Below are 23831 nucleotides of genomic sequence, written 5' to 3' on the forward strand. Positions count from 1 at the left end.
GCGGTCGGGAGCGGCCGGCGCGCGGTCGACCCCTCGGTCAGGTCATGTCAGGGCAGGATCCACTTCTGGTTGGCGGCGCCGAGGCAGGTCCACAGGTGCACGACCGTGCTGTCGGCGGAGTTGTTGCCCGAGACGTCCAGGCACTTGCCCGACGCCGGGTTACGCAGGGTCCCGTCGGCCTGCGCCGACCAGTTCTGCGCGCCGGTCCCGTTGCAGGTCCACAGCTGGATCTTGGTGCCGTTGGCCGACCCGCCGCCGCTGACGTCAAGGCACTTGCCCAACGCCTTGACCGTCGAGTTCGGCGTCACCGTCCACGTCTGCGCGGCACTGCCGTTGCAGGTGTAGATCTGGATCTGCGTACCGTCGGCGGTGCCGCTGCTGCGGACGTCCAGGCACTTGCCGGCCAGGCCCTTGATCGGCCCGGTGCCGGGGGTGCCGGGGTTACCGGTGCCCCCCTTCACCAGGGTGAAGTCGTCCACGTCGAAGAGGCCGGAACCCGAGCCGGCGAAGGTCAGGTAGAGGTTCTGGGTGCCCGACGGGACGTTCGACAGGTTGGCGGTGACGGTGGCGAAGGTGGTCCAACTGCCGGTGTTCGGCACCGCCACCGAGCCGAGCACGGTGCCGGTGGCCGAGCCGGTACGCACCTGCAACGTGCCACCCGGCCCGCCGGAGACCACCCGCGCCCGCAGCGACGTCACGCCGGTCAGGGAGACCCCGTTGTACGCCGCCCAGTCGCCCGGATCGATGTATCCGATCGTCTGGCCGCCGTTCGCGCCGGCCTTGGTGAACGGGGTGACCCCGTTGGCCGAGCTGAACGCCTCGGCCTGGATCGTGGTGTCGCCGGTCGGCGGCGGGGTGCCGCCCAGCTCCTTGATCCTGATGTTGCGGAAGGACGCGTCGTCACCCGTACCGTGGTTCTGGATGCCGATGTGCCCGGCCAGCGAACGCGCCGGGTTGGTGTTGGTGAAGTCGTTGATCTTCACCCCGTTGAGGAAGAGCTGGAGCCGCTCGCCCTCGACCAGCAGTTCGTAGGTGTTCCACTCCCCCGGTGGGTTGAGCGCGGCGTCCCGGGCGGCGATGTCGGCGGACTTGAAGGTGTAGACCGCGCCGGTGGTGCGGTCGGCCGCGTCGGTGGCGTCGATCTGGATCTCGTAGCCGTTGTTCACCGCGGACCAGGGGTCGGACGACGGCGGGAAGCCGATGAAGACGCCCGAGTTGTCGTCCCCGGCGAGCCGCCAGTCCAGCTTGAGCGAGTAGTTGGTGAACTCCTTCGCGCTGTACCAGAGCATGCCCAGCCCGCCGACCGAGGTCAGCGTGGCGTCGGAGTTGGTGAAGCTGCCCGGCCCGGCCTGCGACCAGCCGGTGGTCGAGCCGTTGTAGAGGGTGCTGTAGCCGGTCTCCGCCCGGCAGTCGGCCTTCGTGCGGCCGGCCGCGTACCGGATGCCGCCGAGCAGGTGGGCACGGAACGCCGGCTCGGCGTACGACGCCTGGGTGTGGCCGCCGCCGGTGTAGAAGGACCGGCCGCCGTTGTAGGTCTTGCACCAGGAGTGCGGGTGGTCCGCACCCATCCCACCACCGGAGTACGACGATTCGTCGAGGGTGGCCAGCACCCGCGCGGTGGAGCGGGCGTTGGTCGTGTAGTTGTACCACTCGTCGGTGCGGGTCCAGGTCTGCGGCAGGTGGGCGGTGGCGGCGTGCGCCCGGTTCTCCACCTTCACGTTGGCCTGCTGGATGGCCGGGTGCGAGGCGAAGTACGCCCCGACCAGGTTGCCGTAGAAGGACCAGCCGTACTCGGTGTCGGCGGCGGAGTGCACCCCGACGTAGCCCCGCCCGGAGGCGATGTACGACTCGAAGGCGGTCTGCTGGGTGGCGTTGAGCACGTCACCGGTGGTGTTCAGGAAGACCACCGCCTCGTACTGGGCCAGGTTGCCGGTGGTGAAGGCGTTGGCGTCCTCGGTGGCGGTGACGGTGAAGTTGTTCGCCGCGCCCAGGTCCCGGATGGCCTGGGTGCCCACCGCGATCGAGTCGTGGCGGAAGCCGGCGGTCTTGGAGAAGACCAGCACGTCGTACGCGGCGTCGGCGGCGCTCACCGGACTGGCCGGCGCGGTACAGGCGAGGACGGCGAGGGCGGCGGTGGCCACGCCGAGTACGGGTCGGAGGATTCTCATGGCAGGATCCACTTCTGGTTGGCGGCGCCGAGGCAGGTCCACAGGTGCACGACCGTGCTGTCGGCGGAGTTGTTGCCCGAGACGTCCAGGCACTTGCCCGACGCCGGGTTACGCAGGGTCCCGTCGGCCTGCGCCGACCAGTTCTGCGCGCCGGTCCCGTTGCAGGTCCACAGCTGGATCTTGGTGCCGTTGGCGGTGCCCGCACCGGAGACGTCCAGGCACTTGCCCAACGCCTTGACCGTCGAGTTCGGCGTCACCGTCCACGTCTGCGCGGCACTGCCGTTGCAGGTGTAGATCTGGATCTGCGTACCGTCGGCGGTCGCCGCGTTGCGGACGTCCAGGCACTTGCCGGCCAGCCCCTTGATCGGACCCGTGCCACCGCCGGAGGAACCGGTGGTGAAGCTGAACGAGTCCACGTCGTAGAGGGCGCCGGTGCCCGATCCGGCGAAGGTCAGATAGAGCGTGGTGGTGCCGGCCGGCGGTCCGGAGATGGCGCCGGTGACCGTGGTGAAGATGTCCCAGCCGCCGGTCACCGGGACGGTGGCCTGGCCGAGCACCGTGCCGGTGGCCGAGCCGGCCCGCACCTGGATGGTGCCGCCCGCGCCGGCCGAGGAGACCCGGGCGCTGAACGAGGTGACGTTGGCGAGCCGGTACGGCTCGAACGCGATCCAGTCCCCGTTGTTGATGTTGCCGACGGTCTTGCCGCCCTCGGCGGTGGTCTTGTCGAAGGTGGCGATGCCGGCCGAGGTCTTGTAGTGCTCGGCCTGCCGCTTGCGCGGCTGGAGCGTGTGCTGCTTGTGCGTGGTCAGCCCACCCGCGTCGGTGTACTCGGCGTCGAAGATGCCGAAGATGTTCGCCGCGTCGTCGTGCTCACCGTCGACCGGGATGGTGATCGACCCGGTGCAGCCGTTCTTCGAGGTGATCTGGTGGCCGTGGCTGTCGTGGCCCAGCACGTAGGTCATCTTGACCTTGGTGCAGTCGATGGCGCCGTCCTCCGGGTCGGTCACCGTGATGCTGAACGGCACGGTGTCACCGTAGGAGAACAACTGGCCGTTGGCGGGGCTGGTGATGGTCACCGTCGGCGCGGTGTTCCCGACACCGACCTGCACGTTCGCCGTACCGGTGGCGCCCTGCGGGTCGCGGACGGTGAGCGTGACGGTGTAGCTGCCGTTGGCGGTGTACGTCTTGCTCGGGTTCGCCGCCGTCGAGCTGGTGCCGTCACCGAAGTTCCACGAGTAGGTCAGCGCCCCGCCCTCCGGGTCCGACGACCCGGCCGAGGAGAAGTTCACCGTCAACGGGGCGGCGCCGGAGGTCTTGTCCGCCGCCGCGACCGCGGTCGGCGCGCGGTTGCCGCCGGCGATGTAGTCGTACCGGTAGAGGGCCGAGTTGGCGTCGCCGTTGAAGTAGCCGGTGCCGTAGTCCAGCACGTAGAGCGCGCCGTCCGGGCCGAAGGCCATGTCCATGACCTGCTTGCCGTTCCACGGGAACGTCTCGATGGCGCCCGGGGAGCCGTCGGCGTTGACGTGGATCGGCTTGATCCAGCCGCGGCCCAGCTCGCCGGCGAAGAACTGGCCGTCGAAGCCCTGCGGGAACTTCGTGGTGGACGGGTTCGTCGCGCTGTAGCGGTAGACCGGGCCACCCATCGGCGACTCGGAGCCGCCGCCGAACTCCGGCGGGGTGCCGGCGTCGCCGGCGTACCGGATCCAGGACGCCTTCGCCCCGGGCAGAGTGGTGAGGCCGGTGTTGCGGAACGAGTTGTTGGTCGCACCGCCGGTGCAGTTGTACTTCGCGCCGGCGGTGCCGGTGGCGAAGTTCCACTCGGCGTACGTCTCGGTCGCGGTGTTGGTGCCGGTGCAGTACGGCCAGCCGTAGAAGCCGGGACCGGTGACCCGGTTGAACTCGACCTGGCCGCTGGGGCCGCGGGTACTGGTGGTGCCGGCGTCCGGCCCGTAGTCACCGACGTAGACGATGCCGGTGGCCTTGTCCACGCTCATCCGGAACGGGTTGCGGAAGCCCATCGCGTAGATCTCGGGCCGGGTCTTGGGGTCCGAGTCGACGAACATGTTGCCGGTCGGGATCGAGTACGTGCCGTTGGCGTTGACCTTGATCCGCAGGATCTTGCCGCGCAGGTCGTTGGTGTTGGCGGAGCTGCGCTGGGCGTCGTACGCCGGGTTGCGGTTGGTCCGCTCGTCGATCGGGGAGTATCCGGCGGAGTCGAACGGGTTGGTGTCGTCGCCGGTGGACAGGTAGAGGTTGCCGGCGGCGTCGAAGTCGATGTCACCGCCGACGTGGCAGCAGATGCCCCGGCTGGCCGGGACGTCCAGGACGTCGACCTTGCTGCCGGTGTTGATGGTGAAGTCGGCGTTCAGCGTGAACCGGGACAGCCGGTTGACGCCGTCCCAGGCGGAGAAGTCGGTGCCGGTCGCGGGCGCGTCACCCGACGGGGTGGACAGCGGCGGCGCGTAGTAGAGGTAGATGTGCCGGTTGCTGGCGAAGTTGGGGTCGACTCCGACGCCCTGCAGGCCCTCCTCGTCGTGGGTGTAGACGGCGAGGGTGCCGATCACGGAGGTGTTGCCGGCGGCGTCGGTGCGGCGCACCGTGCCGTTGCGGGCGGTGTGCAGCACCGAGCGGTCCGGCAGTACCGCGATCGTCATCGGCTCGCCGACCTCGGCCGCCCCCTTGGCGAGGGTGACCTGCTGGAAGTCGGTGCCGACGATGGGGTGGGCGGAGGCCGCCGTGGCGCCGCCCAGGGCGGCGGGCCCGGCGCCCAGGGCGACCGTTCCGGCGGCGACGGCCAGGACCAGCGCCGAGCCGGCGGAGAGCCATCGTCGTACGCGGTGGGGGGTGGTTCTGTCCTGAGCGGACATATCGGGGGTCCCTTCCTGACGAGTGACTGCCAGGCGGGCGCGCGCCGTCGCGCCGGATGCCGTAGCGGGGGATGTGTCGTGGGGGTTCCGCGCCGCCGGTTCACCTCGACGAAACACCGTGTTGATGGCCATGACATTAAGTCGCCTCTGTCAATGTGTCCATACCTTCCGACCGTCCAACATGAACTTTTGTCGTGGCGGTCAAAAGTTCGGGTGGACACCGTCAAACGGGACGGTCGACGGCCTGTGCGGCCAGGGTGGTGAGGGCGGTCCGGGTCACCTCGTCCAGCGCCGCGTCGTTCAGCACCGTCAGCGCCGCGTCCGCCCGTACCCGGATCATCTGCTCGATCTTCTTGCGCGCGCCGGTGGTCTCGATGATGTCGCGCAGCTCCGCCGCGCCCTCGGCGTCCAGCGTGGGGTTGCCGAACAACTCCCGCAGCCGGGCCGTCTGCACCCGGTCGGCCGCGTCCCGGGCCAGGGCCATCATCACCGTGGGCTTGCCCTCGCGCAGGTCGTCCAGGACCGACTTGCCGGTGACCGCCGGGTCACCGAAGACACCGAGCACGTCATCGCGGAGCTGGAACGCGTCACCGAGCGGATCGCCGAACTCGCCCAGCGCGGCGACCAGCTCCGGCGCCGCACCGGCCAGCGTGGCTCCGATCTGCAACGGCCGGGTCACCGTGTAGCGGGCGGCCTTCATCCGGATCACGGTCAGCGCGCTGGCCACCGAGCCGTCGCCGACGCCGGACACCAGGTCCAGGTACTCCCCCGCGATCACCTCGGTCCGCATCAGGGCGAACACCGCGTACCCCCGGTGCACCACGTCGGTGCCCAGGCCACACTCGTGGAACATCTGGTCGGACCAGGCGGCGCAGAGGTCACCGCAGAGCAGCGCGGTGTTCCGCCCGTACGCCTCGGGGTCGCCGCGCCACGACGACCGGGCGTGCAGGTCCGCGAAGAGCCGGTGTACCGACGGTTCACCCCGGCGGCGGTCGCTGCCGTCGAGGATGTCGTCGTGGATCAGCGCGAACGCGTGGAACAGTTCCAGCGCGGCGGCCGCGACCACGATCGGGGTGCCGTCCGCGCCACCGGCACCCCGCCAGCCCCAGTAGCAGAACAGCGGCCGTAACCGCTTCCCGCCGGCCAGCACGAACCGGTGCAGGGCGGTGAACACCCCCCGGGGCGCCCCGTCCGGCCACTGCAGGCCCTGTCGGTCGAGGAACGCGGCCAGCTCCGCGTCGAACCGGGCCCGCAGGCCGCTCACGTCGGTCGGCGCGGCGGTGACCGTCACGACCCCTCCCCGGCCGCCTCCTGGACCGACCGGGCCACCGGCGACGGTCCGTCCGGTGCGGCGGACGGCGGGCCGGCGGAGGGCACGGTCAACCCGGCCAGTTCCAGCAGCAGGGCCTTGACCTCGGTGGCGGCGACCCGCTGCCGGGCGGCGGACTTCTCGGAGCAGAGCAGCACCGGACCGTCGGCCGGGTCGGCCGGCAGCCGGCCGTGCGACCCCTTGACCGCGCGGGCCCCGGCGTCCAGACCGACCGCGCTCATCAGGTACCGCATGCCGAGCTTCTTGCGCGCCAGCGCGGTGGCCGCCCGACGCTTCGCCGCCCCCGGCGCGGCCGGATCGAAGAACAGCTCCGCCGGGTCGTACCCCGGCTTGCGGTGGATCTCGACCAGTCGGGCGAAGTCCGGCGCGCGGGCGTCGTCCAGCCAGTAGTAGTAGGTGAACCACGCCTCCGGCTCGGCCACCAGCACCAGCTCACCGGCCCGCTCGTGGTCCAGGCCGTGCGCGGCCTTGCCGGCGGAGTCCAGCACCTCGGCCACCCCGGGGAGCCCGGCGCAGAGCTTCGCCACCGCCGGCAGGTCGGCCGGGTCCCTGACGTAGACGTGCGCGATCTGGTGGTCGGCCACCGCGAAGGCCCGCGACGTCCAGGGGTCCAGGTATTCCATCCCGGCCTGGGTGTGCACCCGCAGCAGCCCCTCGGCGCGCAGCAGCCGATTGACGTCGACCGGCCGGGACACGTCGGTGATGCCGTACTCGGACAGCACCACCACCGTGACGTCCCGGTCCCGGGCGGCGTCCAGCAGCGGGGCGAGCACCCCGTCCAGCTCGGCGGCCGCGGCGGCGGCGCGGGGCGACGAGGGCCCGAAACGTTGCAGGTCGTAGTCCAGGTGCGGGACGTAGACCAGGGTCAGGTCCGGCGACTGCTCGGTGAGGATCTGCTCGGCCGCCCGGCAGATCCACCGCGACGACGGCAGGCCGGCGGTCGGCCCCCAGTAGGTGAACAGCGGGAACGTGCCGAGCGTGCCGGTCAGCGCGTCGTGCAGCTCCGGCGGATCGGTGTAGCAGTCCGGCTCCTTGCGCCCGTCGGCGTGGTAGACCGGTCGCGGAGTGACCGTCCAGTCGACGTCGGCGCCCATCGCGTACCACCAGCAGACGTTGGCCACCGTGTAGTCCGGCCGTGCCCGCCGGGCCGCCTGCCACAGCTTCTCCCCGCCCACCAGCGCGTGGTGCTGCCGCCAGAGCAGCACCTCGCCGAGGTCCCGGAAGTACCACCCGTTGCCGACGATCCCGTGCTCGGCGGGGAGCGCCCCGGTGAGGAAGGTCGACTGCACCGAGCAGGTCACCGCCGGCAGCACGGTGCCCAGCTCCGCCCGGAACCCCCCGTCGGCCACCGCCCGCAGGCGCGGCATGTGCGCCAGCAGCCGTGGCGTCAGCCCCACCACGTCCAACACCATGAGTTTCCTGCTCATGCCGGTACCTCCCGTCGCTCGGTGAGACCCAGGGCGACCAGTTCGTCGCGGGTGAAGGCCAGCTCCGCGGCGATGCCCGCGGCCAGTTCCGCGTCGGTGCCCGGCCGCCGTGCCGCCGGCAGCACCCCCCAGGTGTACGTCTCGACGTCGAGGTGGTCGCAGCCGGCGACCGGGCCGGCGAAGAGCGCGGCCAGGGCGGCCCGCAGCACCGGCAGGGTCGAGTCGAGTGGTGGTTCGGGGGGCGCGTGCAGCGGCACGTGGTAGTGCACCCGCCACCGGCCCGGCAACCGCGCGTCCAGCGCCGCGTCCAGGTCGTCGGCGGCGTACGCCGGGTCGGCCGGGTCGGCCGCCGCGCCGCACCCGGCGGACCGGGTCTGGTGCAGGAAGCGCGGCTCGACCCAGCGGCGCAGCGCCTCCGCCGTGCCGGCCGGCGCCTCGATGGCCGCCGACACCTGCACCTTCACCACCGGCAGTCCGGCATCGGCGAGCCGGCGCAGCGCCGCCGCCGGTTCCTCCCAGGCGCACGCCAGGTGGGCCAGGTCCAGGCAGACGCCGAGCCGGTCGGTGTCCATGCCGGCCAGCAGCGCGCCGGCCTGGCCGGTGGTCTCCACCACGCAGCCCGGCTCCGGCTCGAACCCGACCCGGACCGGGCGGCCGGTGTCCCGCTCGACGGCGGCCAGTCCGGCGGCGAGCCGGTCCAGCCGGTGCCGGGCGGCATCCGCGCGGGTCGGGTCCCAGGGCGCTCGCCAGGCCAGCGGCAGGGTGGACACCGAGCCGCGGGCGGCGTCCTCGGGCAGCAGGTCGGCCAGCACCCGGGCCAGGTCCAGCGTGTACGCCAGCCGCGCGTCGGTGGTCCAGTCCGGGTGGTAGACGGCGCCCTTGACCACCGGGGCCTGGAAGGCCGCGTACGGGAAACCGTTGAGCGTGACCACCTCCAGACCCCGCGCGGTCAGCTCGCTGCGCAACCGGCGGCGCAGCGCCGGGTCGCCGGCCAGCTCGGCGGCGACCGGGGCGGCCAGCCACAGCCCGAGGCCGAGCAGGTCGACGCCGAGGGCCTCGCGGACCGGCCGGGCGTGACTGTCCAGTTGGGCGAGGATGCCGGCGAGGTCCTCGGCGGGGTGCACGTTGGTGCAGTAGCCGAGGTGGACGGTGCTGCCGCCGGCGTGCCGCAGCCGCATCAGCTGCCGCCGCGCAGGATCGAGTTGCCGGTGTGCGGGTCCACGGCGGCGAGGTCCTCGTCGCGCAGGTCGAGCCGCCCCGACTGGCCGTAGAACTCCACCGGGTTGCGCCACAGCACCCGGTCCACGTCGTCGGCGGTGAACCCGGCCAGCAGCATCGCCTCGCCGGTCTCCCGGGTGAGCAGCGGGTCGGACCGTCCCCAGTCGGCGGCCGAGTTGACCAGCATCCGCTCGGTCCCGTACGCCCGCAGCAGCTCGACCATCCGGGGCGGCGACATCTTGGTGTCCGGGTAGATCGAGAAGCCCAGCCAGCACCCGGTGTCCCGGACCAGCTTCACGGTCACCTCGTTGAGGTGGTCGACCACCACCCGGCCGGGGTCGATGCCGGACTCGGCGACCACGGCCAGGGTGCGCTCGACGCCGCGCGCCTTGTCCCGGTGCGGGGTGTGCACCAGCGCCGGCAGGTCGTGCGCGACGGCCAGCGCGAGCTGTGCTGCGAAGACCTCGTCCTCCTCCGGGGTCATCGAGTCGTACCCGATCTCGCCGACCGCGACCACGCCGTCCTTCTCCAGGTAGCGGGGCAGCACGTCGAGCACCGCCCGGCAGCGCGGGTCGTTGGCCTCCTTCGGGTTGAGCGCCACCGTGGCGTGGTGCCGGACGCCGAACTGGCCGGCCCGGAAGGGTTCCCAGCCGATCAGCGAGTCGAAGTAGTCGGTGAACGAGCCGACGCTGGTGCGCGGCTGTCCCAGCCAGAACGCCGGCTCCACCACCGCCCTGACCCCGGCGGCGGCCATCCGCTCGTAGTCGTCGGTGGTCCGCGACGTCATGTGGATGTGCGGGTCGAAGATGCGCATGTCACGCCTCCCTGGGGTGCGGTTGGCCGGCGCGGGCGGCGAGCCGGTCGAGCAGGTCGGTGGCGTCGGCGGGCATGCTCCGGCCGGCGGCGGCCCGCTCGGCGCCGAGCGCGGCGAGCATTCCGGCCAGTTCCGGGTCGGCCCGCGCGTCGAGGTCGGCCACCACGGCCAACGGCACGCCCACGAACACGCACTTGAGCACCGCCTGCCGCCAGGCGGGCGGGTCCAGGTGCCGGGCGTACGGGCCGAGGGCGGCGGCGACGAGACGGGTGTCGTTGGTCCGGATCGCGTCGTGCAGCAGCGGGACCCCGGCGGTGCCGACCGGCAGCAGCGGCAGGGCGCGCAGCACCGCCCGTTTCTCGGCGGCGTCACCGTGCCGGTAGAGGCTGTCCGCGATCGTGGCGTGTTCGCCGGGCAGGGCGGTCAGCAGCAGCACCCGCGCCGCGTCGTCGGCGGTCCAGCCCGGCAGGTCGGGCAGCTCGCCCCGGCCGCAGCGGCGGCCGGCGGCGGCGAACGCGCCGGTGATCGTCGCGGGCTCGGCCGCCACCCGGCGCAGGGCGGTGGCCAGCCAGTCGGGATCGGGTACGCCCCGCAGGGCCTCCCGCAGTCGATCCGGTGTCATCGGATACTCCTCCCTCGTCTGCTGCCGCCGGAGTGGTGTCAGCTGACCCCCTTTGCTCTGCTTCAGTCCACGCGGCGGTCGGTGTCCGCTACGTCAGGGGTGGCCGGTGCGTCCGTTGAAGCAGAGCAAAGGAGGCGTGGTGGTGTCTGGTGGGGAGCTACCGCCGCCGAGGTGCGCTCGTGGGGAGCGGCAACCGCCGCGGCGCGCAGGAAGTCCAGCGACCGGGCGGCCACCGTGGGGGCGGCGTGCGAGTGCCGGGGCAGCTCCACCGCCACCAGCCCGCGGTAGCCGACGTCGCGCAGCGCGCCCAGCACCGGCGGGAAGTCGATCTCGCCGGTGCCGAACTCCAGGTGTTCGTGCACGCCCCGGCGCATGTCGTCGATCTGCACGTTCACCAGGTGCGCGGCCACCTCGTGGACGCAGTCGGGCACCGGCCACGGCTCCAGGCAGCGGCAGTGTCCGATGTCGAGGGTCACGCCGAAGCACGCGGGCGCGCCGAGCGCGGAGTGCAGGCGACGCCAACCGGCGATGTCCTCGACGAGCATTCCCGGTTCCGGTTCGAAGCCGATCCGCACGCCGGCCGCGTCGGCGGCGTCGACGACCGTCGCGCACCCGGCGATCAGGCGCTCCCAGGCGAGCGCGGGCGCGACGGCCGCCGGGCGTACCCCGGCCCAGAAGGAGACCGCCTCCGCGCCGAGGTCGGCGCCGACGCGGACCGCCCGGCGCAGGAACTCGATCCGCCGGGCCGGGTCGTCGTGCAGCAGCGTCGGTGCGTGCTTGTGCCAGGGATCGAGCAGGTACCGGGCGCCGGTCTCCACCACCACGCCGAGACCGAGCTGGTCCAGCCGGCGGGCCACCGCGGCGACCCGCCCGGCCAGCCCGGGGGCGAACGGGTCGAGGTGGTCGTGGTCGAGGGTGAGCGCCACACCGGCGTATCCCAGCTCGGCGACGACCGCGAGCGCGTCGTCCAGGCGGTGGTTGGCGAAACCGTTGGTGCCGTACCCGAACCGCAGCCCGTCCTCGCCGGTCCCGCCGGCGGCCGGGGTGGGCGCGGCGTGGGCACCGCGGCCCTCGGGCGCGGTCATGTCGGGGAGACCTTCCGGGCCAGCCGGCGGCCCAGCGGCGCCGCCGCCGCGACCAGTACGCCGACGACTCCGGCGCCGGCCCGCGCGGTCAGCGCGCCCTGGAGGGCGGGCAGCCCGGTGATCCCGGCGCCCACCGCGGCGCGGACCCGGCCGGCGGAGGGATCGGTGAGCACCCGGGCCTGCGCCGCGCCGTAGCGGGCGGCGTACCCGGCGGCCAGCACCGCCGGGAGCGCCGCACGGACCGCCGGGAGCGGGTTGCCGCCGGGCGACCGGACGGCAGGCCCGGCGGTAACCGGCCGGTGGACGGCGCTCGGCGGACGGGCCGCGCCGGCGGCGACCAGGGCGGTCCCGGCCAGGGTGCCGAGCGGCAACGCGGAACCGAGGGCACCGTCCACCTCGCGGCGGGACAGCGCGGTGACGGTCCAGGTGTGCGCGGCTACGGTGGCCGCCGCCGGGAGCGCCCGGGACAGCCGGCCGTCGGTCGCGCCGAGCAACACGTCCAGCCCCCGGCAGGCGGCCATCACGGCCGGACCGGCGGCGGTGTTCTTGGCGCGCAGGTCGTACCCCCAGATGGCGGCGGCGAGTCCGACCGCGACCCCCGCCGCCCGCCGGCCCCCGACGGCGGCGGCGAGGCCGACCCCGGCGGCGGTGAACCCGACCGCCAGGCCCAGCGCGGCGCCCGGGGCCACCCGGCCACTGGGGATCGGCCGTTCCGGACGCTCGACGGCGTCCAGTCGCCGGTCGGCCCAGTCGTTGCCGGCCATGCCGGCCCAGTAGAGCAACACCGAGGCGGTGGCCAGCGCCGGCGTCCGGCGGCCCAGCGACCCGGCCGCGGCGGCACCGGCGACCACGTCGCCGGGCACCGAGAGCGCCGCCGGGGCCCGCACCAGCTCGGCCAGGTCAGCGAGGGTCGGCACCGGGGATCCCCTCGTGCAACCCACGGGTGTACGCGCACAGCCGGTGCCACTGGTCGCCGAGCGAGTGGGTGGTCTCCCCGAGCGGGTCCTTGAAGAAGAACGCCAGCTCCTCCAGCGGGCCGCGATGACCGGCGGCGTGCGCGGCGGCGGTGAGCCGGGCCAGGTCCAGCACCAGCGGCGCGGCCAGCGCCGAGTCGCAGCCGTGCCAGGTGAACTCCAGCCGCATCCCGGTGCCGAGGAAACCCGCGAAGGTGATCAGGTCCCAGGCGGTCTTGAAGTCGCCCAGCTCCTCGACGTAGTCGATGCGGGTGCCGCCCTGCGGCAGGTAGCCGAGGATCTCGGCGAGCACCCGCTGCTTGCTGGCCACCTTGGCGGCGTTCGCGGCCGGGTCGGCGAGGGTGGCACCGTCGCCGCCGCCGAGCAGGTTGGTCCCCGACCACGAGCGCACCGCCAGGTGCCGCATCGCGAACATCGGCGCCAGCACCGACTTCACCAGGGTCTCCCCGGTCTTTCCGTCGTGCCCGGCGTACGGCAGCCCCCGCTCGTCGGCCAGCGCGGCCAGAGCCGGCAGCCGCAGGCCGGTGGACGGGGTGAAGTCCACGTACGGGCAGCCCGCCTCGATCGCCGCGTACGCGTAGAGCGAGCTGGTCGGCAGCACCTCGTCGGCACCGGTCAACGCGGCCCGCAGCGCGGCCGGGTCGGCGTGCGCCGGGTACGGCACGGCCGTCGGTTCGGTCGCCGAGACGTTGACCACCACCACCCGGGCTAGGTCGTGCCGCTGCCGGAACGCGGTCAGGTCGGCGACCGTGGCGGCAGCCCGTTCGGCCTGGGTGCCACCGGTCGGCGCGGGACGCAGCTCCCCCTCGACGGCGGCCAGCTCGGCACCGAGGGCGTCGACCAGCCGGGCGGGCACCACCCCGGCGGCGGCCAACGCCTCGGCCCGCTTGGCCAGCGGCGTGGTGACCACGTCGTGTCCGCCGAGGACCAGGTCACCGAAGGCCGGCAGCGCGGGGCCGCGCAGGTCGGGAAGCTCGGTCACGCAGCCGGTCGGGCCGGTGAGACCGGACCGCAGGGCCAGCGCCCCGACGATGCTGGTGGTCGCGACGGAACCGCGCGCCCCCACCAGCCAGACACCCGTACGCATGGTGCTCCTTCCCGGTCGGGAGGACCGGCCTTACATCGAAGTAAATAGATATCAGATCGTTGATCCGAAAGATACCCATCTGTGCGGATGGGCCCCGTCCGCCGTCCGCCCCGGATGGAACTCGCCAGGCCGGCGTCGAAGTCGGCGGCGACGACGCCGGACCGGCTCCCGGTGCGGGTGCGGACGGACGGGGCTGGCAGGCAGGGGCGGTCGGCGTCTCGACCCTGCCTCCCCCGCATCCGACCGGTCGGCACGGCAGGCCGCCCGACCGGACGTCATCAGGAAACGCGGGCCGCCATCCGGCGGTCGGGTCGGTCGTCGTGGGCGGCGGTAGAGGCTGGTCGGGGCACGATGTCCTCCGGATAGCCGGGTCGCGGCGGCCCTGCGGCGCGCGGGACGGGGTGGGGTGGCGGTGGGGTGGTGGGGGTGGCGGTGTCGTGGGATGTGGTGGTGGTGGGGTGCCGGTCCTCCGGTGCGACCGGGGAATCCCGGTCCGGCCGCACCGGACGACCGTCCTGCTCACGCCGCCCGAGCCACGGGGCCCGGATGACGCGGGTTCCTCCGGCACCGACCTCGTCCCGGCCGCGGGGCGCAACCGCGGCCGGTCCCTCGCCGGTCGGTGCCGGAGGGTGACTCAGGCGGCGACCGTGGCCAACGCCGGCTCCACCTCGGTCCACGAGGAACCGAGGTCCGCCGATCGGGTCACCGCCTCAAGCACGAGCTGGACCTGCAACGCGTCGGCGAACGAGGGAGCCGGGTCGGCGCCGGTGGCGACCGCCTCGATGAAGTCCCGCATCTGGTGGGTGAAGGAGTGCTCGTACCCGATGATGTGCCCCGGTGGCCACCAGGCCGACATGTACGGGTGGTCGCCCTCGGTCACCAGGATGCGGGTGAAGCCCTGCTCGGTGGTCGGTCGGGTGGCGTCGTAGAACTCCAGCTCGTTGAGCCGTTCCAGGTCGAAGACCACCGACCCGAGCGAGCCGTTGATCTCCACCCGCAGGGCGTTCTTCCGGCCGGTCGCGAAGCGGGTCGCCTCGTACGTCGCCAGGGCACCGCCGCCGAGCCGGGCCACGAAGACCGCGGCGTCGTCGACGGTGACCGGGCCGGTCGCCGGCGCGGAGCCGTTGCCGTCGGCCGATCCGGCACCGTCCACCGTGGCGGCCAGCCCACTCGATCCGGCGGGCAGCGGCCGCTCCTTGACGAACGTCTCGGTGACGGCGCTGACCCCGGTGATCAGCTGACCGGTGACGAACTGGGTCAGGTCGATGATGTGCGCCCCGATGTCGCCGAGCGCACCGGAGCCCGCCCTGTCCCGCTGCAAACGCCAGACCAGGGGGAACTGCGGATCCACGATCCAGTCCTGCAGGTAGGTGGCCCGGACGTGCCGGATCACCCCGAGCCGCCCCTCGGCGACCAGCTGCCGCATCATCGTGACCGCGGGAACCCGACGGTAGTTGAACCCGCACATCGACCGCACACCGGCGGCCTGGGCGGTGGCCGCGGCGGCGGCCATCGCCCGGGCCTCGGCCACCGTGTTGGCCAGCGGCTTCTCGCACAGGACGTGCTTGCCGGCGGCCAACGCGGCCAACGCGATCTCGGCGTGGCTGTCCCCCGGCGTGCAGACGTCGACCACGTCGATGTCGTCCCGGGAGATCAGGTCCCGCCAGTCGGTCGTGTACGCCTCCCAGCCGAGCCGGTCGGCGGCGTCGGCCACCTTTCCGGTGTCCCGGCCGCAGATCAACGCCATCCGGGCCCGCGCCGGCAGGTCGTACACGCGGTTCACGGTGCGCCACGCCTGCGAGTGGGCGGCGCCCATGAACGCGTAGCCGACCATGCCGACCCGCAGTTGCTTGTCTGTGGTGGACAAGGTGGGTCTCCCCCCGTGTATCAGAACCCGAGCTTGAGGTACTCGGCCGCGTTGTCCTTGGTGATCGTCTCGGAGGCGAGGATGATCTCCTTCGGCACCTGCAGCTCCACCAGGTCGGACATGCCCTTCTTCTGTCCGATCAGGCGGGCCAGCGAGATGGCCGACGAGGCCATCGACGGGCTGTAGGTGACCGTCGCCTTCAGGACGGTGTTGTCGGCCTGGATGTCCTCCATGGCCTTCTTCGAGCCGGCGCCGCCGACCATGAAGAACTCCTTGCGGTTGGTCTGGTTGACCGCGGCCAGCACACCGATGCCCTGGTCGTCGTCGTGGTTCCAGACCGCGTCCAGCTTCGGCACGGCCTGGAACAGACCGGTCGCCTCCTGCTGGCCCGAGTCGGCGGTGAACTGCGCCGCGCGCCGGTTCTCGACCTTGAAACCGGCCTGGGCGAGCGTGTCGGCGAAGCCCTTCGAGCGCTCCTGGGTCAGCTCCAGGGCGTCGATGCCGGCGATCTCGCCGATCACCGGGTTGCTGATGCCCTTGGCCTTGAACTGCTCGATCATGTAGGTGGCCGCGGCCACGCCCATGCCGTAGTTGTCACCCTTGATCTGGAGCCGGTACGCCTTGGGGTCGGGGAAGGCCCGGTCCAGGTTGACCACCGGGATGCCGGCCTTCATCGCCTCCAGGCCGAAGGCGTTGAGTTCCTTGCCGTCGTGCGGCAGCAGCACGATCACGTTGGGCTTCTGGGAGATCAGGGTGGACAGCGCCGCCCGCTGGGCCGCCGCGTCCGCGCCGGCCTCGACCGTCTTGAACTCCACGTCGGAGAACGCGCCGGCCTGGGCCTTGGCGTTGTTGGTGATGGCGGCGATCCAACCGTGGTCGGCGGCCGGGGCGGAGAAGCCGATGACGACGCGCTCGCCGGGCTCGGCGTTGCCGCCCGGCGCCGCCGCCTTCGTCTGCGCCTCGGTCGGCGTCTCCTCGTTGCTGGTGCAGCCGGCGAGCAGAACGCCGGCGCCGACGGCGGCACCGCCGAAGAGCAGCCGGCGGCGCGACAAGTCGCGACTGTGCTGGGTCATGACGACCTCCTGGTCAGGCGTGGTGGAGGGGAAAAGGGTGTGCGGTGTCCGGCCACCGTCGTCTCGGTCGGGTGGCCCGGGTGCGTTGGTGCGGATCCTCGGGTGGTGCGGGGTGGTCAGGTGGTGAGCCGGTTGCGGCCCAGGAACTGGGTGAAGCTGCGGAACTGGACCTGCTGGACCAGGACGGCGGCGACGATGATGCCGCCCTTGACCATGTTCTGGGCCTCGGTGGAGAGGCCGTTGATGGCGAACAGGTTGGTGATCGTGGAGAAGATGATCACGCCGAGCAGGGAGCCGATGATCGTCCCCCGCCCGCCGCTGAGCAGCGTGCCGCCGATGATCGCGGCGGCGATCGCGTCCAGCTCGTAGAGATTGGCCATCGCCGCCTGCGCGGAGTTCGCCTGGGCGGTGAGCATCACGGCGGCGATGCCGCAGCACAGGCCGGAGAGCCCGTAGAGCATCAGCGTGTGCCGCTTGACGTTGATGCCGGCCAGCCGGGCCGCCTCCGGGTTGCCACCGACGGCGACCGTACGCCGGCCGAACGTGGTGCGGTTGAGCAGCACCCAGCCGGCCGCGACGACCGCGGCGAGGATGTAGACCAGCAGCGGGATGCCGAGCAGGCTGTTGCTGGCGATGCCGTTGATGAACTGGTTGTCCGAGATCTGGGTCTGCTTGTCGGAGATCTCCGCCGCCAGGCCCCGGGCCGCCACCAGCATGGCCAGCGTCGCGATGAACGGCACCAGCCGGCCGTACGAGATCAGCACCCCGTTGACGATGCCGACGGCCAGGCCGACGGTGAGCGCGGTGAAGATCATGCCGCCGGCGCCGAAGTTCTGGGTCGCCACCGTCGTGCACCAGACCCCGGCCAGGGCGACGATCGCGCCGACCGAGAGGTCGATGCCACCGCCGATGATCACGAAGGTCATGCCGACGGTGACCACGCCCACCACCGAGGCGAGCTTCAGGATGGTGAGGGTGTTGTCCCACACCCAGTCCGGGTTGGAGTACAGGTCGGACCGGGTGATCGCGCCGATCACGACCAGCACCAGCAGGACGCCGATCAGGCCGAGGTTGCGCCGGGCGCCCTCGCCGTTGTCGCCGCTCCACCAGGAGAGCCGACGGCCGGTCGCGCCGCCGTGCGCCACCTTCTCGCCCGCCGCGGCGGTCTCCGCCGGGTCCACCGGCGGCGACTGGGCCGGAAGGTCCGCCGCGCGATCGGGCGCGGCGGTCGGGAGGGTCTCGCTCATGCCGGTGCGCCTTCCATCAGGGACCCCGCCATGACGAGGTCGAGCACGGTGTTTTCGTCGAGTTCGTCGGCCGGGGCCTCGCGGACGACCCGGCCCTCCCGCATGACCAGCACCCGGTCGGCCAGGCCGAGCACCTCGGGGACCTCGCTGGAGACCAGCAGCACCCCGACTCCCCGGGCGGCGAGAGCGCGGACGACCTGGTACAACTCGGCCCGGGCGCCCACGTCCACACCCCGGGTGGGCTCGTCGAGCAGCAGCAGCTTGGTGTCGCCGAGCAGCCAGCGCCCGACCACCACCTTCTGCTGGTTACCGCCGGAGAGGGTCCGCACCGGCCGGCGTACGTCGCGGGGACGCAGGTCCAGGCTGTCGGCGATCCGGTCCGCCTCGGCGCGTTCCTTGCCGGTGTCGGTGAAGCCGAACCGGGCGTACCGGCCGAAGGTGGCCAGCGTGACGTTGCGGTAGATGGGCTCGCCCAGCAACAGCGCCTGGCTCTTGCGTTCCTCCGGAGCCATGCCCATGCCCGCGCCGACGGCGGCGCCGACGCTGCCCGGACGCAACGCCCGACCGCCCATCCGGACCGTGCCGGACTCGGCCCTGCGGGCACCGTAGATGGTCTCCAGCAGCTCCGACCGGCCCGACCCGACCAGCCCGGCGATGCCCACGATCTCGCCGGCCCGCACGGTCAGCGAGACGTCGGAGAACTCGCCCGCCCGGGTCAGGCTCCGCACCTGGAGCAGTTCGTCGCCGGTGGTGTCGGTGGCGGGACGGTCGGGGAAGACGTACTCGATGGTGCGACCGGTCATCCGGGACACCAGGTCACGGGTGGGGGTGTCGCGGGCCGGCAGGTTCGCCGCGGTCGTGCGGCCGTCCTTCAGCACGGTGACCCGGTCGCCGATCTCGCGGATCTCCTCCAGCCGGTGCGAGATGTAGATGACCGCGATGCCCTGCGCGGTCAGCTCCCGGATGATCCGGAAGAGGTTGCCCACCTCGTCGTGCGCGAGGACGGCGCTCGGCTCGTCCATGATGATCAGCCGGGCCTCGTGCGACAGCGCGCGGGCCATGCTGACGACCTGCTTGCCGGCGGCCGGCAGCGACCGCACCATCCGCGACGGCGGGATCTCGGCGTGGCCGAGCCGGCCGAGGATCTGCCGGGTACGCCGGGCCATGTGCCCGCGCCGGATGAAGCCGGCCCGGCGCGGCTCGTGGCCGAGGAAGGCGTTCTCCGCGACGGAGAGGTCGTCCACCAGGTCGAGTTCCTGGTAGATGGTGGCGATGCCGGCGCGCATCGCGGCCTGCGGGTTGGCGAACGTCACCGGCTCCCCGCGCCACTCGACCGTGCCCGAGTCCGGCCGGTGCACGCCGGCGAGCACCTTGATCAGTGTCGACTTGCCGGCGCCGTTCTGCCCGAGCAGGCAGTGCACCTCGCCCGCCCGGACCTCCAACTGCACGCCGTCCAGGGCGCGTACGCCGGGGAAGGTCTTGACCACGTCGGTGAGGCGCAGGACCACCTCGCCCGCGACGGCGTCGGCGGGGGCTTCGACCAACGGAGCATCTGTCACGAGAGTCTCCTCGTCTCGTTCGGTCCTGCCGGTGATCCGCCGCGTCGCGTGCCGCTGCGGATGGCACCGGGGCGACGGCTCAACCGCCCGGTCATGACGCCTCCGCGAAGGCCACGTCGCTGGCCAGGACGGCGGCACCGGCGACGCCGGCCCGCGATCCCAGTTCGGACAGGACGACCGGGAGGTTGCCGGTGGCCAGCGGGAGCGACCGGCGGTAGACCACACTGCGGATCTCGGCGAGCAGGATGTGACCGAGGTGGGCCAGCCCGCCGCCGATCACGATCATCGAGGGGTTGGTGAAGCTGACCAGGCCGGCCAGCACGCCACCCACCCGTCGGCCTCCGTCGCGGATCAGCTGGATGCAGGTGACGTCGCCCTCGACGGCCCCCTCGGCCACGTCCACCGCGTTGACCGCGCCCCGGAGCGACAGCCGGTCGGCCAGCGCCGGGGACAGCCCGCTGCGGGCGGCGGCCAGCGCGTCCTTGGCCAGCGCCGCGCCGCTGAACAGCGCCTCCAGGCAACCGACGTTGCCGCACGAACACATCGGACCGTGCGAGTCGACCTGGATGTGCCCGATGTCCCCGGCGCAGCCGTCGGTGCCCCGGTAGACCTCGCCGGCGAGGTAGATCCCGCAGCCGATACCGGTCCCGATCTTGACGAAGAGGAAGTCGTCGACCGAGTGGGCCACCCCGCCGTGCCGCTCGCCGATGGCCATGATGTTGACATCGTTGTCGACCACCGCCGGGCAGCCGTGCTCGCGGGTGAGCAGCTCGCGCACCGGGAAACGGTCCCAGCCCGGCATGATCGGCGGGCTGACCGGGACGCCGTCGCGGAAGCTGACCGGCCCCGGCACGCCGACGCCGACCGCGTCGAGCCGTTCGTACGCCCCGTCCACCCGGGCCTTGTGCAGCAACTCGTTGACCCGGTGGAGGGTCACCTTGGGCCCGTTGCGGATGTCGGCCGGCTCGGCGTACGCGGCGACCGTCTCCAGCCGGCCGTTGACCACCTCGACGTCGATCGAGCTGGCGCCCAGGTCGACGGCGGCGAAGCGCAGTCGCGGGTTCAGCTCGACCAGGGTGGAGCGACGACCGCCACGGGAGGCGGCGAGCCCGGCCTCGGCCACGTAACCGAGCCCGACCAGACGGTCCAGCTCGGCCAGCAGCCGCGGGCGCGGCATCTGGAGCCGGTCACCGAGCTCCGCTCGGGAGACCGCGCCCTCGTCGCGGAGCAGCCGCAACAGCCTGACGTGCAGCGGCTCGACGGTCCGCACCGGGACTCACCTCTTCACGGGCTCGTTCACATCGACGCAACGCCGAGGTGTTGTGTCCGACACAGTAAGAGCCTTCCGTGGCCTCTGTCCAGAGCTTCGGCCGTTCTGCTCCCAACTTTTGTCCGACCGAACAAAAGCTTCGAGTGGATCAAGAAAAGAGTTCCGGGTGGTGGTGGGCCGGACACGCACGATCGCGCTCGATCCTGGAAGTAGTGGTCTCCCGCGCGGGGCGAGGGCACTACTTCCGGGTTCGAGCGCGATCGTGGTGCGGGTGGCACGCGGCCCCGGGGGCCGAACGACTCAGCGGGTGCCGGCGGCGTTGCGCTTCTTGCGCAGCTTGCGGTCGTCGCGCAGCTCGACGTACGGCTCGTCGTCGGGCGAGTGCCCGGCCTGGATGGCGCGACCGCGCTCCAGCTCCGCGTCGAACTCCGCGCCCAGCAGGATCGCGATGTTGCTCAACCAGAGCCAGACCAGGAAGATGATCACGCCGGCCAGCGCGCCGTAGGTCTTGTTGTACGAGCCGAAGTTGCTGACGTACAGCGCGAAGAGGCCGGAGATGACCAACCAGATCACCACGGCCAGGACGCCACCCGGGCTGACCCAGCGGAAACCGCCGTGCTTCGCGTTCGGCGAGGCCCAGTAGAGGATGGCGAACATCAGGCTGACCAGGAGCAGCAGCACCGGCCACTTGGCGATGTTCCACACCGTGACGGCCGCCGCGCCGACGCCGATCGCCTCGCCGGCCTGCTCGGCGAAGCGTCCGGTGAAGACCACGATCACCGCGCTGAGCAGCAGCAGCACCCCGACCACCGCGGTCACCCCGACCCGGATCGGCAGGGTCTTCCAGATCGGCCGGCCCTCCGGCACGTCGTAGATGGTGTTCGACGCGCGCATGAACGCGGCGATGTAGCCGGACGCCGACCAGAACGCGGCCAGCAGACCGATGACCGCGGCCACGCTCGCCAGCCCGCCGGACGCACCGGCCTGGTCGATCGCCGTCTGGATGATGGTGCGGATGTTGTCCTCGGGGACCGCCTGGCCGACGGTGTCGCGGACGCCCTGCTTCGCCTCGTCGCCGAGGAGTCCGAGGATCGACACCAGCACCAACATGCCGGGAAAGATCGACAGCACCCCGTAGTAGGTCAGCGCCGCAGCCCAGTCGGTCAGGCTGTCGTCGGAGAACTCCCGGACGGTCCGCCGCAGGGCTGCCACCCAGCCGGTGCCGGGCAGGTCGGTCGGGCTGTCCGGTCCCTCGTCCGGGCCGACCGGCCGGGCTCCCGCACCCACGCCACCGGCCGTCTCACCGTCGCGTCCGGTGACCTCGCGATCGCGCTCGGTGTGCTCACGGTCACGTCCGGTCGTCTCGCGGTCGCGCCCGGCTGCCTCGCGACCGGACCCGCTCGCCCCGCGCCCGCGCACGGAAGACTCGTCGGAGGCCATCGCCCCTCCCTCAAGGTTGACGCTGTCGGAGAGGACATGCCCCGACCAGGGCGGCGGTAACCAGCTACTTGTAGAGCAACCCGCCCATCCGCCGGGAGGCGATCAGCAGGCCGAGGCCGAGCGCCGCGAGCAGGTAGAGCACGTCGAGCACCCACGCCCAGCCGTCGACCCCGACCGAGATCCCCCGGATCAGGTGCACCGCCCGGTAGAGCGGGGTCACCTCGACCAGCCACCGCAGCACCGTCGGGTACGACTCCGCCGGCACGAAGGTGCCGGAGAACAGGAAGAGGGTGAACTGCGCGGATCCCATCAGGTCGAAGTCCTGCCAGCTGCGCATGAAGGTGGCGGTGGCCATGCCCAGGGCACCGAAGGCGAACCCGACCAGCACGGCGGCGGGGAAGGCGACCAGCGCCCGGGCCGTCGTCGTCAGGTCCATCAGCACCATCACCGCCAGGAACGCGGCCGAGTAGGTGCTGCCCCGCAGCATCGCCCAGGCCAGCTCGCCGAGGGCGATCTCGAACGGCCGTACCGGGGTGGCGATCACCCCGTCGTACAGCTTCATGTATTTGATCTTGCCGAAGAAGTTGAAGGTGGTCTCGGAGAGCGCGCCGGACATCGCCGACGAGGCGAGCATGGCCGGGGCGACGAACGCCGCGTAGGTGACCACCTCGCCACCGGGCACCGGGATGTCGCCGATCAGCGCGCCCACACCGACACCGATGGAGAGCAGGTAGAGCAGCGGCTCCACGAAGCCGGAGACGAGCAGCAGCCAGTAGACCGACCTCAGGGCGGCGACGTTGCGCTCGGTCACCGAGGCCGACCGCCGGGACGCCGCGGAGACGTCGACCAGCCGGGGCAGGACGAGACTGACCACGGACATCCTTCCCCTAGAGAACGAGCCGGCGGCGGAACGCACGGCGGGCCAGCAGCCAGCCACCCAGCGCCCACGCCCCGAGGTAGAGCAGGTGCCCGGCGACCGACCACTGGGCCGCGATACCCAGCGTGGCCGCCCGGCAGAGGTCCACCGCGTGCCACAGCGGCGTCACGTACGCCAACCACCGCAGCGCCACCGGCAGTGACTCCACCGGGAAGAACACACCGGCGAACAGGGTCATCGGGATCACCGCGAAGCGGAACAGCATCGCCAGCCAGCTGTCGCTGTCCACCACCGCCGCGTACGCGAAGGTCGGCGCGGCCACGGCCAGCCCGAGCAGCACCACCACCAGCGGGAGGGTCAACGCCCACGGCGAACGCACCGCTCCGAACAGGACCACCACCAGGAGGAACGCGACGCTGGAGGTGAGCACCCGGAACAGCACGAAGGCCAGGTGGCCACCGAGCACGTCCGGCACCCGCAGCGGTGCGGCGCTCTGCGCGAAGTAGGTCTTGATCCACCGGAAGTTGCTGAACACCGGCCAGGTCGACTCGGCGATGGCCACCTGCAACGCCGTCGAGGCGAGCAGGCCGCCGACGATCCAGTCGAAGTAGCGCACCCCGCCGACGCCCTGGTCGATGTAGGCCCCGACGCCCAGCCCGAACCCGAGCACCGTCAACGTCGGCAGCAGGAACGAGGAGAACACCCCCGCCCGCCAGGTCCGCCGGTAACCCACCAGGTGGTAGGCGAACACCGCCGCCGCCGGCACGCGCGGCAGCGCCGGCCGGGCCCGCTCCCGCGCCTGCTGCGTCACGCTCACCAGACCACCCCCGCCTCGCCCGCCGTCCACCACGGCCTTCCTACCCCAGCGGTACGACAGACCGCGGCCACCCTACGACCCCGCGGCCT

Annotated in this window: 18 protein-coding genes; all 18 read right to left on the reverse strand. The window is 72.4% G+C overall.

Going from position 1 to position 23831, the window contains the following annotated elements; translation table 11 throughout:
- Positions 1-47: 47 nt before the first annotated feature.
- The gene (locus D7223_RS05020) at positions 48-2168 is read right to left on the reverse strand and encodes a ThuA domain-containing protein (protein ID WP_120725208.1); all 2121 of its coding nucleotides are present in this window, start codon (positions 2166-2168) and stop codon (positions 48-50) included.
- Positions 2165-5035, reverse strand: coding sequence for a PQQ-dependent sugar dehydrogenase (locus tag D7223_RS05025; protein WP_120725210.1), 2871 nt, complete (start codon positions 5033-5035; stop codon positions 2165-2167). Before D7223_RS05025 ends, D7223_RS05020 begins: the two co-directional genes overlap by 4 nt.
- A 223-nt stretch (positions 5036-5258) precedes the next feature.
- On the reverse strand, positions 5259-6326 hold the full coding sequence (locus D7223_RS05030) for a polyprenyl synthetase family protein (RefSeq protein ID WP_120725212.1): 1068 nt from the start codon (positions 6324-6326) through the stop codon (positions 5259-5261).
- Positions 6323-7792: an alkaline phosphatase family protein gene (locus D7223_RS05035; protein WP_238161569.1), complete on the reverse strand. Its 1470-nt coding sequence runs from the start codon at positions 7790-7792 to the stop codon at positions 6323-6325. Before D7223_RS05035 ends, D7223_RS05030 begins: the two co-directional genes overlap by 4 nt.
- Positions 7789-8970: a metabolite traffic protein EboE gene (gene eboE / locus D7223_RS05040; RefSeq protein WP_120725214.1), complete on the reverse strand. Its 1182-nt coding sequence runs from the start codon at positions 8968-8970 to the stop codon at positions 7789-7791. Before eboE ends, D7223_RS05035 begins: the two co-directional genes overlap by 4 nt.
- Positions 8970-9824, reverse strand: a complete 855-nt coding sequence (locus D7223_RS05045) for a TatD family hydrolase (protein ID WP_120725216.1) — start codon at positions 9822-9824, stop codon at positions 8970-8972. Before D7223_RS05045 ends, eboE begins: the two co-directional genes overlap by 1 nt.
- Before the next feature lies 1 nt (position 9825).
- On the reverse strand, positions 9826-10446 hold the full coding sequence (locus tag D7223_RS05050; RefSeq protein ID WP_120725218.1) for an EboA domain-containing protein: 621 nt from the start codon (positions 10444-10446) through the stop codon (positions 9826-9828).
- 62 nt (positions 10447-10508) lie between these two features.
- The gene (locus tag D7223_RS05055; protein ID WP_120725220.1) at positions 10509-11531 is read right to left on the reverse strand and encodes a sugar phosphate isomerase/epimerase family protein; all 1023 of its coding nucleotides are present in this window, start codon (positions 11529-11531) and stop codon (positions 10509-10511) included.
- Positions 11528-12448: an SCO3242 family prenyltransferase gene (locus D7223_RS05060; RefSeq protein WP_120725222.1), complete on the reverse strand. Its 921-nt coding sequence runs from the start codon at positions 12446-12448 to the stop codon at positions 11528-11530. Before D7223_RS05060 ends, D7223_RS05055 begins: the two co-directional genes overlap by 4 nt.
- Positions 12432-13592: an inositol-3-phosphate synthase gene (locus D7223_RS05065; RefSeq protein ID WP_120725224.1), complete on the reverse strand. Its 1161-nt coding sequence runs from the start codon at positions 13590-13592 to the stop codon at positions 12432-12434. Before D7223_RS05065 ends, D7223_RS05060 begins: the two co-directional genes overlap by 17 nt.
- Positions 13593-14226: 634 nt before the next feature.
- Positions 14227-15426, reverse strand: a complete 1200-nt coding sequence (locus D7223_RS05070) for a Gfo/Idh/MocA family protein (protein WP_420330293.1) — start codon at positions 15424-15426, stop codon at positions 14227-14229.
- A gap of 53 nt (positions 15427-15479) precedes the next feature.
- Entirely contained in the window at positions 15480-16532 is a 1053-nt protein-coding gene (locus D7223_RS05075) for a substrate-binding domain-containing protein (protein ID WP_120725229.1), read from the reverse strand.
- Positions 16533-16648: 116 nt separating this feature from the next.
- Positions 16649-17779, reverse strand: coding sequence for an ABC transporter permease (locus tag D7223_RS05080; RefSeq protein ID WP_120725231.1), 1131 nt, complete (start codon positions 17777-17779; stop codon positions 16649-16651).
- Positions 17776-19338 carry a sugar ABC transporter ATP-binding protein gene (locus D7223_RS05085; protein WP_120725233.1) on the reverse strand — a complete coding sequence of 521 codons (1563 nt, stop codon included), beginning with the start codon at positions 19336-19338 and terminating at the stop codon, positions 17776-17778. Before D7223_RS05085 ends, D7223_RS05080 begins: the two co-directional genes overlap by 4 nt.
- Before the next feature lie 91 nt (positions 19339-19429).
- Positions 19430-20608 carry an ROK family protein gene (locus D7223_RS05090; RefSeq protein ID WP_120725235.1) on the reverse strand — a complete coding sequence of 393 codons (1179 nt, stop codon included), beginning with the start codon at positions 20606-20608 and terminating at the stop codon, positions 19430-19432.
- Between the two features lie 300 nt (positions 20609-20908).
- Positions 20909-22048 (reverse strand): YihY/virulence factor BrkB family protein, encoded by a 1140-nt coding sequence (locus D7223_RS05095; RefSeq protein WP_120725237.1) that lies wholly within the window; start codon positions 22046-22048, stop codon positions 20909-20911.
- 64 nt (positions 22049-22112) lie between these two features.
- The gene (locus D7223_RS05100) at positions 22113-22922 is read right to left on the reverse strand and encodes an ABC transporter permease (protein ID WP_120725239.1); all 810 of its coding nucleotides are present in this window, start codon (positions 22920-22922) and stop codon (positions 22113-22115) included.
- 13 nt (positions 22923-22935) lie between these two features.
- On the reverse strand, positions 22936-23736 hold the full coding sequence (locus D7223_RS05105) for an ABC transporter permease (protein WP_120725241.1): 801 nt from the start codon (positions 23734-23736) through the stop codon (positions 22936-22938).
- Positions 23737-23831: the final 95 nt, after the last annotated feature.

Origin of the sequence: Micromonospora endolithica (assembly GCF_003626595.1) — a bacterium.
Lineage (GTDB): Bacteria > Actinomycetota > Actinomycetes > Mycobacteriales > Micromonosporaceae > Micromonospora > Micromonospora endolithica.